Source organism: Helicobacter canis (genome assembly GCF_008693005.1).
Lineage (GTDB): Bacteria > Campylobacterota > Campylobacteria > Campylobacterales > Helicobacteraceae > Helicobacter_B > Helicobacter_B canis.
Map to the genome: position 1 here is coordinate 50,195 of NZ_VXKE01000005.1, position 15,351 is coordinate 65,545.

Annotated in this window: 10 protein-coding genes and 5 tRNA genes; all 15 read right to left on the reverse strand. The window is 41.9% G+C overall.

Annotation, left to right across the window (positions count from 1 at the left end; translation table 11 throughout):
* Window positions 1–69: 69 nt before the first annotated feature.
* The 15 genes from F4V45_RS01630 to F4V45_RS01700 all read right to left on the reverse strand — a co-directional run bounded on the left by F4V45_RS01630 (window position 70) and on the right by F4V45_RS01700 (window position 15,240).
* Window positions 70–8,727, reverse strand: a complete 8,658-nt coding sequence (locus F4V45_RS01630; protein ID WP_150336769.1) for a DNA-directed RNA polymerase subunit beta/beta' — start codon at window positions 8,725–8,727, stop codon at window positions 70–72.
* A 151-nt stretch (window positions 8,728–8,878) separates the two neighbouring features.
* Window positions 8,879–9,256 carry a 50S ribosomal protein L7/L12 gene (gene rplL, locus F4V45_RS01635; RefSeq protein ID WP_023929241.1) on the reverse strand — a complete coding sequence of 126 codons (378 nt, stop codon included), beginning with the start codon at window positions 9,254–9,256 and terminating at the stop codon, window positions 8,879–8,881.
* Between the two features lie 36 nt (window positions 9,257–9,292).
* On the reverse strand, window positions 9,293–9,778 hold the full coding sequence (rplJ, locus tag F4V45_RS01640) for a 50S ribosomal protein L10 (protein WP_023929242.1): 486 nt from the start codon (window positions 9,776–9,778) through the stop codon (window positions 9,293–9,295).
* A gap of 88 nt (window positions 9,779–9,866) precedes the next feature.
* On the reverse strand, window positions 9,867–10,571 hold the full coding sequence (rplA, locus tag F4V45_RS01645; protein WP_023929243.1) for a 50S ribosomal protein L1: 705 nt from the start codon (window positions 10,569–10,571) through the stop codon (window positions 9,867–9,869).
* A gap of 18 nt (window positions 10,572–10,589) precedes the next feature.
* Complete coding sequence (gene rplK, locus F4V45_RS01650; RefSeq protein ID WP_150336770.1) at window positions 10,590–11,015, reverse strand: 50S ribosomal protein L11; 426 nt, start codon at window positions 11,013–11,015, stop codon at window positions 10,590–10,592.
* A gap of 14 nt (window positions 11,016–11,029) precedes the next feature.
* Window positions 11,030–11,560, reverse strand: coding sequence for a transcription termination/antitermination protein NusG (nusG, locus tag F4V45_RS01655; RefSeq protein WP_023929245.1), 531 nt, complete (start codon window positions 11,558–11,560; stop codon window positions 11,030–11,032).
* Window positions 11,561–11,568: 8 nt separating this feature from the next.
* Window positions 11,569–11,754 (reverse strand): preprotein translocase subunit SecE, encoded by a 186-nt coding sequence (gene secE, locus F4V45_RS01660; protein WP_023929246.1) that lies wholly within the window; start codon window positions 11,752–11,754, stop codon window positions 11,569–11,571.
* A gap of 28 nt (window positions 11,755–11,782) precedes the next feature.
* Window positions 11,783–11,858 (reverse strand) — tRNA-Trp (locus tag F4V45_RS01665).
* A gap of 19 nt (window positions 11,859–11,877) precedes the next feature.
* Window positions 11,878–12,048: a 50S ribosomal protein L33 gene (rpmG, locus tag F4V45_RS01670; protein ID WP_023929247.1), complete on the reverse strand. Its 171-nt coding sequence runs from the start codon at window positions 12,046–12,048 to the stop codon at window positions 11,878–11,880.
* Between the two features lie 14 nt (window positions 12,049–12,062).
* Window positions 12,063–13,262 carry an elongation factor Tu gene (tuf, locus tag F4V45_RS01675; RefSeq protein WP_023929248.1) on the reverse strand — a complete coding sequence of 400 codons (1,200 nt, stop codon included), beginning with the start codon at window positions 13,260–13,262 and terminating at the stop codon, window positions 12,063–12,065.
* A gap of 91 nt (window positions 13,263–13,353) precedes the next feature.
* Window positions 13,354–13,428 (reverse strand) — tRNA-Thr (locus tag F4V45_RS01680).
* Between the two features lie 50 nt (window positions 13,429–13,478).
* Window positions 13,479–13,555, reverse strand: a tRNA-Gly gene (locus F4V45_RS01685).
* A gap of 44 nt (window positions 13,556–13,599) precedes the next feature.
* Window positions 13,600–13,684: transfer RNA gene (locus F4V45_RS01690), tRNA-Tyr, on the reverse strand.
* Window positions 13,685–13,740: 56 nt separating this feature from the next.
* Window positions 13,741–13,816, reverse strand: a tRNA-Thr gene (locus F4V45_RS01695).
* 98 nt (window positions 13,817–13,914) lie between these two features.
* Window positions 13,915–15,240, reverse strand: a complete 1,326-nt coding sequence (locus F4V45_RS01700) for a mechanosensitive ion channel family protein (protein WP_150336771.1) — start codon at window positions 15,238–15,240, stop codon at window positions 13,915–13,917.
* Window positions 15,241–15,351: the final 111 nt, after the last annotated feature.

Sequence of the window (15,351 nt, forward strand, 5' to 3'; positions counted from 1 at the left end):
TTCCTTAATTTTGGGATTGAGATTAAACGCGCGATTCTACACTATCTAATCTTTTATTTCTCTTAGATTCTAGGAATCCAATTCCTTGGTTTTGACAATAAAGTTTCTATCTTTATATAGCCCTGTCCCAACTGGAATCATTCTCCCCAGAACAACATTTTCTTTTAAATCTTCCAAGAAATCCTTCTTAGCTGCGATACTTGCCTCTGTCAGGACTTTCGTTGTCTCTTGGAAAGACGCTGCTGAAATAATAGAATCACTACTTATCGCAGCGCGGGTAATACCAAGTAAGACAAGCTCCGCTATAGCGGGCTCTCCACCAAGGCGTATAATACGCTCATTCTCTTCTTTAAAATGACGCTTACTAACAAGGTCATTCTCAATAAAGCGTGTATTGCCCGGATCAACAATGCGCACTTGACGCAACATTTGCGACACAATCACTTCAATATGTTTATCTGCAATATTGACTCCCTGACCGCGATAAACTTGCTGCACTTCATTAACAATAAAATGCAGTAGTTCTTTCTCGCCACCAATGCGTAAAATATCGTGGCTTGATGTGATACCATCAGTCAGTGCTTCACCAGCATGGACAAACTCATCCTTATGCACTAGGATTCTCTTGCTTTTATCGACAAGATATTCGCTTACCCTGCCATCTTGGGCAGTAACTATGATACGCTCTTTATTGCGGATAGATTTACCAAAGCTAACAATTCCATCAATATCCGACAAAATCGCAGAGTCTTTGGGCTTACGCGCTTCAAACAACTCCGCAACTCTAGGCAAACCACCCGTAATATCCCGTGATTTGGCGACTGCTTTTGGTGTTTTAGCCAACTCATCAGCCTTAGCTACCTTAGCCCCATCAACCACTTCTGGAGCAATAGTTGTATTAGGCTCAAGAGCATAGCGTCTTACATCTTTGCCATTTGTGATAATTATACTTGGCTTGAAGCCTGATGGTATGTAATCATTGATTTTTAGCTTTTTCTTACCATCGGTCTTGTCTTCTTGCTCAGTCGCCGTAAGCCCGAGCACAATATCTTCAAAGGAGACAACGCCATCAATATCACTAATAGTGATTGTATTGTAAGAATCCCAAGTTGCAATGAGATTATTTGCATCGTGCGCAGGCTCTGCAAGAAGCGTATCCATCTCGACTCGACTATTATCATCTACTAGAATCTTAGAATCTCTAGCGATATAATGCCTTGTCGCCTCCCTATCGTATTTGTCTGCAATAACAGCAAAGATACCTTTTTCTGTAACAATGTCTCCTCGCTTGAAGTCATGCACACGCTCTAGATGATCCCCTTCTAGCAAGTAGTATTTGACAACTCCTTGCTCTTTGGAGTAGATTTTTTGGCTAATGGGGGCATTATCTTGAGCGATGATCTCACTCGCATACGGGATACGATTGGGCACATTCCAGCCATCTTTCACAATATCAACAATACTGCCTCCCTTAGCGACCTTATAGCCACTCTCATGTGCTATATACAGCTTACCTTCGAGCCTACCGCTAACGCCTGCAAGCTCGTTTGGCTTGGCAACATCGCTCCTACGCACAACATACTTTTTCTCTTGTTTGCCATTCTTGACCATTATGGTGATCTCATCGTGCGCCGTTTCTATATGTAAAGTCCCGTCAAATGGAGCTTTTATCTTTGGCTCCACAACAAGGACGGCGGCATTTCTGCGGTTGATGACAATATTTTTGCCATCTTTATTTTTATAGGTCTTAATATTATAGTAGCGGATAAAGCCTTCTCTCTCCGCTCTAATCTCTTTCTCTTCTTGGGTTCTACTCGCAGTTCCACCAACGTGGAATGTGCGCAGTGTAAGCTGAGTGCCGGGCTCACCGATAGATTGTGCAGCAATGACACCCACTGCTTCACCCGGTCGCACCATTTTGCCCTCACCAAGATTGATACCATAGCATTTAGCACATACACCCTTTGGTGCCTTACAGGTAACAGAATTGCGTATGATGACAGATTTTACATTGGCTTCAACAATGCGCTTTGCGGCTTTTTCATCAATCAATGTCTCCGCACTAAAGAGCACTTCATTCGTAACAGGGTCAATAACATCTGCTGCTAGCACCCGTCCAAACACTCTCTCTTCTAGAGATTCTAGCAGCTCTGATCCATCGATAATATCGCTTATCTCACAACCCTCGTGCGTCCCACAATCTTCCATAGAAATTTTAACATTCTGGCTCACATCAATAAGCTTTCTTGTCAAATACCCCGCATTAGCTGTTTTTAATGCCGTATCTGCAAGCCCTTTGCGCGCTCCGTGAGTAGAATTAAAGTATTCTAGAACATTTAATCCCTCTTTAAAGTTTGACACAATGGGTGTTTCAATGATGGTTCCATCTGGCTTCGCCATAAGACCGCGCATAGCAGAAAGCTGCCGTATCTGCGCCGCACTACCTCTTGCACCAGAGTCCGCCATCATATAGATAGAGTTAAACCCTTCCTTATCTTGGGCGATAATGGTGCTCATCTTCTCCCCAAGCTGCTTACTAGCTTCTGTCCAATAGTCGATTGTCTTATTATATCGTTCTGCCTCGGTCATTGCCCCGTGCTCAAAGTCATCTTGCAGCTTTCGCACCTTCTCTCGAGCCTGCGAGATAATTTCATCTTTATCATCAGGGATGATAATATCAGCAGCAGAGATCGAAATCCCAGCCTTAGTCGCATAAGTAAATCCTAGATTTTTCAAATCATCTAAGAAAGCTGCTGTCGTCCCTATACCAGCCTCTTTATATACATAATCAACAAGAGCACCAATATCCTTCTTCTTCAAGACCTTATTCCATAAATCAATGGGCACAACATCTGGCAAAATGGAGCGTAAAATCATTCTTCCAGCAGTGGTTGTTACAGGATAGCGGTTGATGACGGTCTGGATTTTAGCATTAATATCAAGCTCACCCGCATCGATAGCAATCATAATCTGATTAATATCGCCAAACAGCTTGTGTTCGCCTTTTACACCCTTTTTCTCCAAGGAGAGATAATAAAGCCCCAACACCATATCTTGACTAGGCACAGCTACAGCCTTGCCGCTTGCCGGAAGAAGAATATTCATCGAACTCAACATCAACACCTTGCACTCTGTGATGGCTTCTTGGCTTAGAGGCACATGCACAGCCATTTGGTCGCCGTCAAAATCCGCATTAAACGCTGAACAAACAAGAGGGTGTAGCTGAATAGCCTTACCATCAATCAATTTTGGGTGAAATGCTTGGATAGACTGCTTATGAAGCGTGGGCGCGCGGTTAAGCAACACGGGATAGCCATCAACAATCTCTTGTAAGCACTCCCACACCTCATTTGTCTTTTGCTCAATCATTTTTTTAGCTTGTTTCAGTGTGCTTGCATAGCCTTTTTCTTCCAAGCGAGCAAGCAAGTGGGGCTTAAATAACTCAAGTGCCATATTTTTGGGCAATCCGCATTGATCCATTCTCAAATTTGGTCCCACAACAATAACGCTCCGTCCAGAGAAATCCACCCGCTTCCCAAGCAGATTCTGGCGGAATCTACCCTGCTTACCTTTGATAATTTCCGAAAGTGATTTAAGGGGTCGCTTATTGGCACCCTTAACAGCATTGGCATTGCGCCCATTATCAAAGAGCGCATCTACAGCTTCTTGAAGCATACGCTTCTCATTGCGCACGATAATTTCCGGTGCGTCAAGCTCCATAAGGCGCTTTAAACGCTGGTTGCGATTGATCACGCGACGATACAAGTCATTGACATCACTGACAGCAAATTTCCCACCATCTAAAGCAACAAGAGGGCGCAAATCTGGCGGTAAAACGGGTAACACGGTAAGCATCATCCACTCCGGACGATTGCCAGAATTCATAAAGCTTTCTACAACTTTTAATCGCTTAACGATACTTTTTTTCTTCGCCTCAGAATTGGTGGATTTTACCTCTTCGCGCAATGAAACAAGAAGAGTCGCTAAATCAAGCTGCTCAAGAAGCTCTTTTACCGCTTCCCCGCCCATTTGTGCAACAAAACCCCTATCACTAAATCGTTGATAGATATTTTGGTATTGCTCTTCATTGAGCACATCATACTTCATCACCGGCTTAGTGGATTCATTATCATAAAACGCCTCGCCCGGATCTTTGACAATATATGCCTCATAATACAGCACACGCTCCAAATCCTTCATCTTTACGCCAAGTAAAGTACCAATGCGACTAGGAAGAGAATTGACATACCAAATATGCGCTACCGGTGTTACCAAATCAATATGCCCCATTCTTGATCGACGCACTTTTGAGCTAGTTACTTCCACGCCACATTTTTCACACACCATACCCTTATAGCGAGGTTTTTTATATTTACCACACAGACACTCATAATCTCTCACTGGTCCAAATATCTTGGTGCAAAAAAGTCCATCGCGCTCTGGCTTCAATGTGCGGTAATTTATCGTTTCTGGCTTTTTGACCTCACCCCGGCTCCACGATCGTATCTTCTCCGGACTAGCTAGCACAAGCTGGAAAGAGCTAAAATCTTTTGGGCGATTGTCTTCTTTCACTTCCAAGGCTTTAGGATTGCCATTTTCATCAAGAGTATTATCAAACACATTTGCATCAAGAGCAAGAGCTTGCAACTCTTTGATGAGAACATAAAATGTTTCCGGAATCTCAGACTCTCCTACCGGCTCACCTTTAGTGATAGATCGGTAAGCATTCTCACGCCCGACAATATCATCGGATTTAAGCGTAAGCATCTCTTTGAGCGTGTGGGCTGCCCCATAAGCTTCTAGTGCCCAAACCTCCATTTCTCCAAATCTTTGCCCACCAAAAAGAGCTTTTCCACCCACTGGCTGTTGGGTGATAATGCTATAAGGACCAGTGCTGCGGGCATGCACCTTTTCATCAACGAGATGGTGGAGTTTAAGCATATACATATAACCAACATTAACTTTCTCGCGTATCTTTTCACCTGTTTTCCCGTCATAAAGCTCAACTTTTCCATCCATATCAATCTTTGCTTCTTCAAAGAGTCTATTAAACTTCTCTTGAGTAATGCCTTCAAAAACAGGGATAGCAAACTTAACCCCATTGCTCCAGTCTCTTGCATAGCTAAGCAACTCGGCATCCTTACACTCTTTAATAAACTGAATCATCGCAGAGTCTTTATCATTGGTCAATTCTGCGATTGTAATCATTTTTTGTCGAAGCTGCTGGACAAAATCAGTTGCCTGACTCTCCAGAATCTCAGTTAGCTGATTTCCTAGATTTTTCCCTACAAGCCCCAAATGCACCTCTAGAATCTGCCCAATATTCATACGACTAGGCACACCAAGCGGATTTAGAACAATATCTATTGGCTCACCATCAGCGGTATAAGGCATATCAACAGCAGGAACAATGGTGCTTACAATACCCTTATTCCCGTGTCGTCCAGCCATTTTATCCCCCACTTTAAGCTTGCGTTTGGTAGCGATATAAATTTTTACTTGCTTGACAACACCACTTGGCAAAATATCATCTTTTTCAAGTATGGATAGCTTTTCTTCGTGCTCCTCACCCAATGTCTTCTTCTGCTCAAGGAAATTTGCCTTAATCTTCTCATATTTACCTTGAACAGTTTTGTTATAACTCTTTATAAGTGTATTTAGAGCAAAGCGATTGATTTTTGCTATTTCAGCTTTTGGAACCTTCTGCCCCTTTTTGTATTTCTTCTCATTAATTGTTGCATCTGCACTTAGCTCCTGTTTAGAAAGCATACTGCCTACACGGAGTAATTCTTCTTTATTGAGCATCGTCAAACGATCATGGTGCTCAATATCTAAAATAGATTTCTCCTGCTCATAAGCACTAATGGCTCTAGCATCTTTCTCATAGCCTTTTTTGGTGAAAATCTTCACATCAATAACTGTCCCCTCTAGCGAAGGTGGGCAATACAAGGATTTATTCACAACATGCCCTGCTTTTTCACCAAATATTGCACGCAGCAATCGCTCTTCCGGACTTGGTTTTACCTCCCCTTTTGGTGTAACTTTACCCACAAGAATCATTCCTGCGGTAACATAAGTTCCAATTTTTACAATCCCGCTCTCATCTAAATGAGCTATCTCCTCTTCATGCACCCCGGGTATATCAGCTGTAATCTCCTCTGTGCCGTGCTTAAGCTCTCTAGCTTCTACTTCCTTCTCATAAATATGCACAGATGTAAAAGCATCTTCCTTGATGAGCCGCTCACTGACAACAATCGCATCCTCAAAGTTATAACCATTCCAAGGCATAAAGGCGACGCGTATATTTTTCCCCAAGGCTAGCTCACCCATATCCATACTAGCACCATCAGCGATAATCTGTCCAGCCTCTACCACATCGCCTTGCTTAACGATAGGACGCTGGGCAAAACATGTATTTTGATTAGTGCGTAGATTTTTTTGCAAGGAATAGCCATCAATATAAGCGCCACTAGAATCTTCGCCTAAAATGTAAATATTCCTCGCATCTATTTTTTCAACAACGCCCCCACGAGTAGCCTTGACAGCTTCCCAAGAATCTCTAGCAATAATTTGCTCAATACCCGTCCCCACAATTGGAGCATCAGGCTTTAGCAGTGGCACAGCCTGTCGCTGCATATTTGACCCCATAAGAGCTCGGTTTGCATCATCGTGCTCTAAGAATGGAATCAAGCTTGCCGCAACACCCACAAGCATACGCGGACTCAAGTCAATAAACTCCACTTCCTCTGATTTGCGCAAAGCAATCTCGCCACCACAACGCGTCTCAATGAGCGTATCAACAATATTGTTACTAGAATCTAATTTCGTGCTTGCTGGAGCAATCACTTTGCCGTCTTCTTGCGTGGCAGTAAGATAAACAATCTCATCAGTCACCTTGCCATTAATAACCCTTCGATAAGGAGCTTCTATAAAGCCCAAGTCATTAACAAGGGTAAAGGTAGCAATAGTATTGATGAGTCCTATATTTTGCCCTTCCGGAGTCTCAATAGGACAGATCCTACCATAATGCGTAGGGTGGACATCCCGAGCTTCAAAGCCAACGCGCTCTTTAACAAGCCCGCCCTCTCCTAATGCAGATAGCCTGCGCTTATGAGTGATCTCAGAAAGTGGGTTGGTCTGATCCATAAACTGCGAAAGTTGTCCGCCTGTGAAAAACTCCATAATGGTGCTTGTAATCATCTTGGCATTAATGAGATCGTGAGGCATAACAGTATCAAATGTTCCACTCATTGTCGTAAGCTTGTCTTTGATAGCTTTTTGCATTTTAACCAAACCAGCGTGTAACTCATTTGCCAACAGCTCACCAATAGCCCTAATCCTACGATTGCCAAGATTATCCCTATCATCAATCCTACCATCGCCGTTGCGCACCTTCATAAGATAGCGCGTTGTTTCTATAATATCTTCGTGCGTAAGAACAGTTACATAGTTTGGAACTTTTAACTCAAGTTTGTGGTTCATTTTCATACGACCAACACGCGTTAGATCATAGGATTCCGCATCAAAAAATAGCCGGCGCACAAACTGCTTGGCAACCTCTTTTGTTACAGGCTCACCGGGTCGCATAACCTTATAAATACGGATGGCAGCCAAATCATTTTCATCATCAATCTTCTCTGTTTGCCTAAGAAGTTTTAAGGATTCTGTTTCAGCGATAAATGAATTGATAATCGAAGCATCAAGACCTGTTGCCAAATCATTAACAATGACAAACTCTTTGATTTTCAACTCATTAAGCTTTTTGATTTTGGCATCATCGAGCTGTGTCAATGTATCAAAGATCATCTCGCCAGTTTTTTTATCGACAATAGGGCTGAACAAATATCTATTTGACAAAGTTTCTATTGGATACTCAATCCAGTCAAGCCCATTAGTTTTAAGCTCTTGCGCCTTTCTAGCACTAAGGCGCTTACCGGAAGCTACAATAGTCTCACCCTTAGCATTCTTAAGATCAAACTCAACCCTTCCCTCAAAATCTAGTGGATTGAACTGAATGAGAAATTTACCCTTTTCTATCCTGATTTTAAGGAGAGGATAAAACATCTTTAAAATGTCTATTTTACTATACCCAAGCGCACGGAAAAATATAGTAGCTGGAACTTTTCTACGCTTATTGATGCGGACAAAAAGCGTATCTTTAGAGTCATACTCAAAATACAACCACGAACCGCGATCGGGAATAATTTGCCCCATATAAGTTAGCTTGCTGGCAGTGCTTGTCGATTCATCTTGTTTGAAAATTACACCCGGGCTCCTGTGCAACTGATTAACAACTACGCGCTCCACACCATTGATAATAAAAGATGTCCTATCAGTCATCAATGGTATCTCGCGGATAAAGATACTTTGTTCTTTAATATCCTTTGGTGCTAATTTTTCACCTTTCTCATCTTTTTCCCATTGGATGAGCTGAACTTTAATTTTAAGCGGTATAGCATAGGTTATACCTCTCTCCATCGCCTCCCTAATGGTATATTTTGGTTTGCCATATTCGCACCCAACATATTCGAGAGTAATACGATTTTGGGCATCTTGGACAGGAAATATAGATTTAAAAACTTTTTCAATTCCACTTTCTTTGCCATCTTTCGCATACAGAAAAGAATCATAACTATCTCTTTGCAAGAGCAACAAGTTTGGAACTTCTAGCCTTTGCTGTTGGGAGAAATCCACACGAAGTCTATTGCTTATTTCTTTTTTTGCCATAATATAATCCTTAAAATGCAGGGTAGTAGAGATTGGCACTCTATGAGAATACACAATCATATACTCTCATAGGGCACCCCAAAATGTAGATAGCCCAAAAGCGTAGCTCCTATATTGGACTGCCCAAATATAGGAGTAAGCACAAGTAAAACTACTTAATTTCAACTTTCGCGCCGGCTTCTTCAAGCTTTTTCTTGAATGCTTCTGCTTCGTCTTTATTAACGCCCTCTTTAAGTGTGTGAGGAGTTTTCTCTGTTGCATCTTTTGCTTCTTTAAGCCCAAGACCAGTAATTTCCCGCACCACTTTGATGACATTAATTTTGTTAGCACCAGCTTCCACAAGAACAACGCTAAAATCTGTTTTTTCTTCTGCACCACCAGCAGCTGCACCACCAGCAGCTGCACCAGCCACCACTGTCGGCGCAGCACTAACACCAAACTTTTCTTCAAAAGCCTTTACAAGCTCTGAAAGCTCTAGGACAGAAAGCCCACCAATATACTCTAAAACATCTTCTTTTGTGATAGCCATTTTACACGCTCCTTAAAATTTTTTAGTATAGCTCTACTATGAGTTTTGTTCTTTTTGCTTTCGTAGATTGTCTAACCCTGTCGCAAAATAGCGAGCTGGGGCTGTCCAAACAGACAAAAGCATACCAATAAGCTCTTCTTTGCTTGGAAGCTTAGATACAGAGACAATGTGATTTTTATCCACTTTCTGCCCATCAAAACTACCAGTTTTGATGGTAAATTTCTCCGCATTCGCTTCAGCAAACTTAACAACAATCTTAGCAAGAGAAATCTGATCTTCTCCCCAAATAAATATATTCGTATCCTTAATATCTAATTCGGGCATACCAGAATCTCTCAAAGCAATGCGTGCCAAGGTATTCTTAATGACTTGCACTTTCACATCTACCTGCCTAGCATTGCGACGCAATTCTTCTAAAGACTTGACATTTGTCCCCTTATAATCGCATACAAGCAAGGCTTGAGCATTTTTGAACTCCTGTGTAAGCACCTCAACCATTTCCTGCTTTTGAACTTTGGTCATTTTTCCTCCTTTCAGACAAGACTTATACAAGGAAAATTATTAAGCTCACGCCCTTGTAGTCATCAGTCTAAGATAAATGCTAGTATTACTATTTTACATCCATAAGGATCTGCGCATCAAGCTTAACAGCAGGAGACATTGTTAAGGACAGTACGCCACCCCGGATAAATTTACCCTTCGCACTAGATGGTTTAAGCCTATTGATTGTTTTCACCAACTCGAGCATATTGTCCCTAATTTTTTCTTCAGAAAAACTAGCCTTACCTATTGGTGCGTGGATATTGCCTTTCTTATCGACCCGAAAATTCACCTGCCCACTTTTTGCATTAGAAACCGCCTTGCTTACATCCATTGTAACGGTGCCTGTCTTTGGGTTAGGCATCAAACCTTTTGGACCCAATATTCTACCAACCTTTCCAACAAGAGCCATCATATCTGGTGTAGCAATAACAATGTCAAAATTAATATTGCCATTTTTGATTTCTTCTGCCAAATCATCATCACCCACAACATCTGCACCAGCATCTTTAGCTTCATCTGCCTTGGTTCCTTTAGCAAACACTGCTACACGAACCTTTTTCCCTGTCCCGTGCGGCAAAACAACAGCACCACGAATCATTTGATCCGCGTGGCGAGGATCTACTCCAAGTCGTAGAGCCAACTCCACCGTTTCATCAAATTTGGCTGAGGCAAGCGACTTGACAACACTGATGCCAGAATCTATGTCATAAAACCTATTGGTATCAATCTTCTCAGCTAAGTTTTGGATTCTCTTTGCTACCTTATTTCTCATAATCTATACCTTCCTAATTTACTCTACAATTTCTATACCCATACTTCGCGCGGAACCAGCGACAATCTTCTTCGCCGCCTCTATGTCATTTGCATTAAGGTCTTCCATCTTTGCCTCGGCAATCTCCTGAAGCTGTTTCGATGACAGCTTACCTATTTTATTTTTTAATGGATTATCAGAACCCTTAGCTATACCAGAAGCCTTTTTAATCAAATCTGTCACAGGTGGCTTCTTTGTAATAAAGGTAAAGCTTTTATCCTGATAAACGGTTATGATAACAGGTATATTAAAATCACCCATATCCTTAGTTTTCTCATTGAAAGCCTTACAAAATTCCATAATATTAATACCCCTCTGACCAAGTGCTGGTCCAACAGGTGGTGAAGGGTTTGCCTTGCCTGCTGGAATTTGAAGTTTTAACTCACCTACTATTTTTTTTGCCATTTTCTACCTTTCAATCAAACTATTTTTTCTACTTGTGAATACAAGATTTCTATCGGCGTATTTCTGCCAAAAATAGAAACATTGAGTTTCAATTTTTTATGCTCAACATCATAGCCCTCCACTGTTGCCGTAAAATTAGCAAAAGGACCTTCATTGATCCGCACAACTTCCCCATGCTCAAAGGATATCTTCGGCTTAGGTGCCGCACGATTTGTATTCTTCTCCAAAATGTGGGCAATATCTGCTTCGCTCAATGGAGTTGGTTTCTTGCTTTCACCAATAAAACCACCAACCCTAGGAAGAGACTGTATCGTATGCCAAAGCGATGTATCCAAATCAACATGTATAAATACATACCCGGGATATATACTTCTCGCACTTATTTTCTTTGCTCCATCCTTGACTTCGTAGATATCTTCTGTAGGAACAACTATCTCTTTCACTCTATCTTGAAGATTATACTCTTGGACGAGATTTTCAATAGCTTTCTTTACAGACTGCTCACTCCCAGAATATGTTTGTATAGCATACCAACCTAGCGACATAACATCTCCTAATCCCCAAAAAATTTAGACACAGAAGCAAACAAAATAAGATCGACTAGACCCAAAAACAAAGCTACCACAACTACCACAACAACTACAGATATTAAGGCATTCCGTATCTGCTCTTTCGTAGGAAAAACAACCTTAAAAAGCTCTTCTTTTGCTGCCTTATAATAAGTAATTATCTTTCTCATTGTCTTACCTTGAATTATTGCTAAATAATGGCAGGTCAGGAGGGACTCGAACCCCCAACAACCGGTTTTGGAGACCGACGCTCTACCATTAGAGCTACTGACCTAAAAAGCTAGAGTGGCACTCTAGCTTTTAAGCTTAACTTCCCTATGAATAGTATGTTTATTAAGCCTAGGGCAGAACTTTTTGAGCTCCAGTTTTTCTGTTTTTGTTTTAGCATTTTTCGTCGTGCTATAATTGATATCTCCGCACTCTGAACATTTCAAACCAATTTTTACTACATTACCCTTAGCCATGTCAAAAACCCTGACTACTTGATAATCTTGCTCACAACACCAGCACCGACAGTTCTGCCACCTTCGCGAATCGCAAATTTAGTCCCAAGCTCAAGTGCAATAGGGCTAATAAGCTCAACGGTAATCTTAACATTATCGCCTGGCATAACCATCTCTACACCATCTGGCAATTTGATAGAGCCAGTTACATCAGTGGTGCGCACATAGAATTGTGGGCGATAGTTATTGAAGAATGGCGTATGTCTCCCACCTTCATCTTTAGAAAGAACATAAATCTCACCCTCAAACTCGCTGTGTGGTGTGATAGATCCAGGCTTACAAAGCACCATACCTCTCTCCACTTCCTCTTTCTTGGTGCCCCGTAGTAGAATCCCAACATTATCACCAGCTTCACCCTTGTCTAGTTCTTTTCTAAACATCTCCACACCAGTAACTGTTGTCTTTTGCGTATCTCGGATACCAACAATCTCCACTTCATCACCAACCTTAACCACACCTCTCTCAATTCGACCTGTTACAACAGTTCCGCGTCCAGCAATTGAGAACACATCTTCCACTGGCATAAGAAAAGTCTTTTCTGTGTCGCGCTCTGGAGTAGGAATATACTCATCAACCTTCGCCATTAAATCTAAAACTTTTTGTCCCCATTCGCCAACATTGCCAGCCTTAGCTTCTTCCAAAGCTTTGAGAGCTGACCCTGCTACAATAGGAGTGTCATCTCCAGGGAAATCATATGCGCTGAGAAGTTCTCTAACTTCCATCTCTACCAAATCAAGTAGCTCTTGATCATCGACCATATCCTGCTTGTTCAAAAAGACTACAATGTAAGGGACACCAACTTGTCGAGATAGCAAAATATGCTCACGAGTCTGGGGCATAGGTCCATCAGCTGCAGAAACAACAAGGATAGCCCCATCCATTTGCGCCGCTCCTGTAATCATATTCTTTACATAGTCGGCGTGTCCCGGACAATCCACATGCGCATAGTGGCGATTCTCTGTTTCATACTCGATATGAGAAGTTGCGATAGTAATACCTCTTTCTCGCTCTTCTGGGGCATTATCGATTTTGTCATAATCTTTCATTTCTGCAAGACCCTTTGTTGCAAGAACAGCAGATATAGCAGCACTCAAAGTCGTTTTTCCGTGATCAACATGCCCAATTGTCCCAATATTGACATGGGGCTTATTCTTGACAAATTTTTCCTTTGCCATAAAAGTCTCCTAAAAGTGAATTTAAAGTCTTGATTATAATCCTTATTTCTTTACACAAAAATAAAGACCATAACAAAACTACTAGAAAAACTGGAGCCCATAAGCGGGATTGAACCGCCGACCTCTTCCTTACCAAGGAAGTGCTCTGCCACTGAGCTATATGGGCACAAAATAGATTGAGAGCAATATATGTATGAATTACTTCAGCTCCCAGTATGGAGCGGGAAACGGGGCTCGAACCCGCGACCCTCAGCTTGGAAGGCTGATGCTCTAGCCAACTGAGCTATTCCCGCGAAAATGCTTTACAAACCACATCTAAGGCAATGCCCTTAAACAATGGTGGTGAGTCGTGGATTCGAACCACGGAAGACAAAGTCAGCAGATTTACAGTCTGCCCTCGTTGGCCACTTGAGTAACTCACCAAATCGGCAAAAACTGGTCAAACACTGAATCAGAAAAGTCTGTTAGGGTTTGAAAATGGAGCTGGTTAAGGGACTTGAACCCCCGACCCTCTGCTTACAAGGCAGATGCTCTACCAACTGAGCTAAACCAGCACAATAAAAAAACCGAGATTCTATAATAATAATTTCATCTTGTCAAGATGCCAACACTTAACCAGCCCCCACTTTTGCCCCTCACTCAAAAAGTAGATCTAGCTAGAGGGCTTTGTATCATCGATCTGGGGCAAAGACTCCACATAGAGACTTTGACTTGGGAAAGCAAGAGAAAGTCCAAGATTATCAATAATGCGTAAAATCTCTACAATCACCTGCTCTTTTGCTAGGAGATATTCTTCCAAGCTCACACCCTTACTAAAACAATAAACCAATATATTCATCGAGCTATCAGCCAGCTCATCAAGCACCACATAGACAGAATGCTTATAGCCCAAATAATCATCAAGGGAAATAATATTCTTTTTCAAATGCAAGGTATAGTCTAATGTCTGTTGTGTTGTGGATTCTTTGGCGATAAGCGGATGGGCAAGAAGCATAGCCTTAATAGATTCTATACACTGCAGAATCTTATCGGGTGGAGTGCCATAAGTAAGCCCAATAGAAAAGCGAATATGTCTCCCTGCTTTACGGCGGCTCCAATTTGTGATAGATTTGTTTGCCAGCTCTGCGTTAGGTATGAGCACAAGCGCATTATCTCCGGTGCGGATAGTCGTGCGCCGCAAGCCCATCTCTACAACAACCCCATCAACCCCCCCACATTCTATACGCTCGCCCTGCGAAAAGGAATTATCAAAAAGCAGCATTACAGATGCAAAGAAATTAGCTAGCATATCCTTGACCGCAAGAGCCACTGCCAGCCCACCAAGCCCAAGTGAAGCAATGATAGCAGATATATTAAATCCCAATATCTTTAGAATCCAAAGCAAGGCAATGACAACGATGATAAAATAACCAATCTTTAGCAAAAGATTGATGACTTCCTTGCGGAAGTGATCTGTCTTTTTTTGTGCTAGGTTTGTAAGAAATGTCGCAACATAGCCTTGCGATACGATAATGACAAACCACGCGCCATTAACAACATAAGCGATTTTAAACCACACTTCTAGCGCGCGCGGCGATGCAGCTGGATAATACAAAACATCAAGCGAGATATTGATGCTAACAACAAACAAAAAAAGCGAGATAGGCTTCATTAAGCTTTGTTGGATCTGCTTTCTTGTCTGCACATCTTGGCGAGACAAATGCAAGAGCATATCGATAAGATAAATGACAAGCCGAGCAAGAGATGATCGACATAGCCACAAGAGCGCAAAAATAGCAAGACTCAATAGGATTTTCGCACACATTAAATTCGCACAAAATGTCGGGAGGATAGATTCTATAGCTAGAAGCGTGTTTGCCAGAAGCACTTGGAGCTTATGCTCAAGCAATGCTCCTTCTTCACTGAGAGAGTGCGAAGTGGCGTATATAAAATAAGGGAAACACATAGTAGCACACCATAGTGCATTTAGCTTTTTCATCGGCTTCCTTTAGTTTAAATTAAAGCAAAATCTTATCGTATTTCTACTTGGCTATGTGCTGTTTGTTGCTCAATGTGTTTTACAATTACAGGCACTAGAGTCATTGGCAAG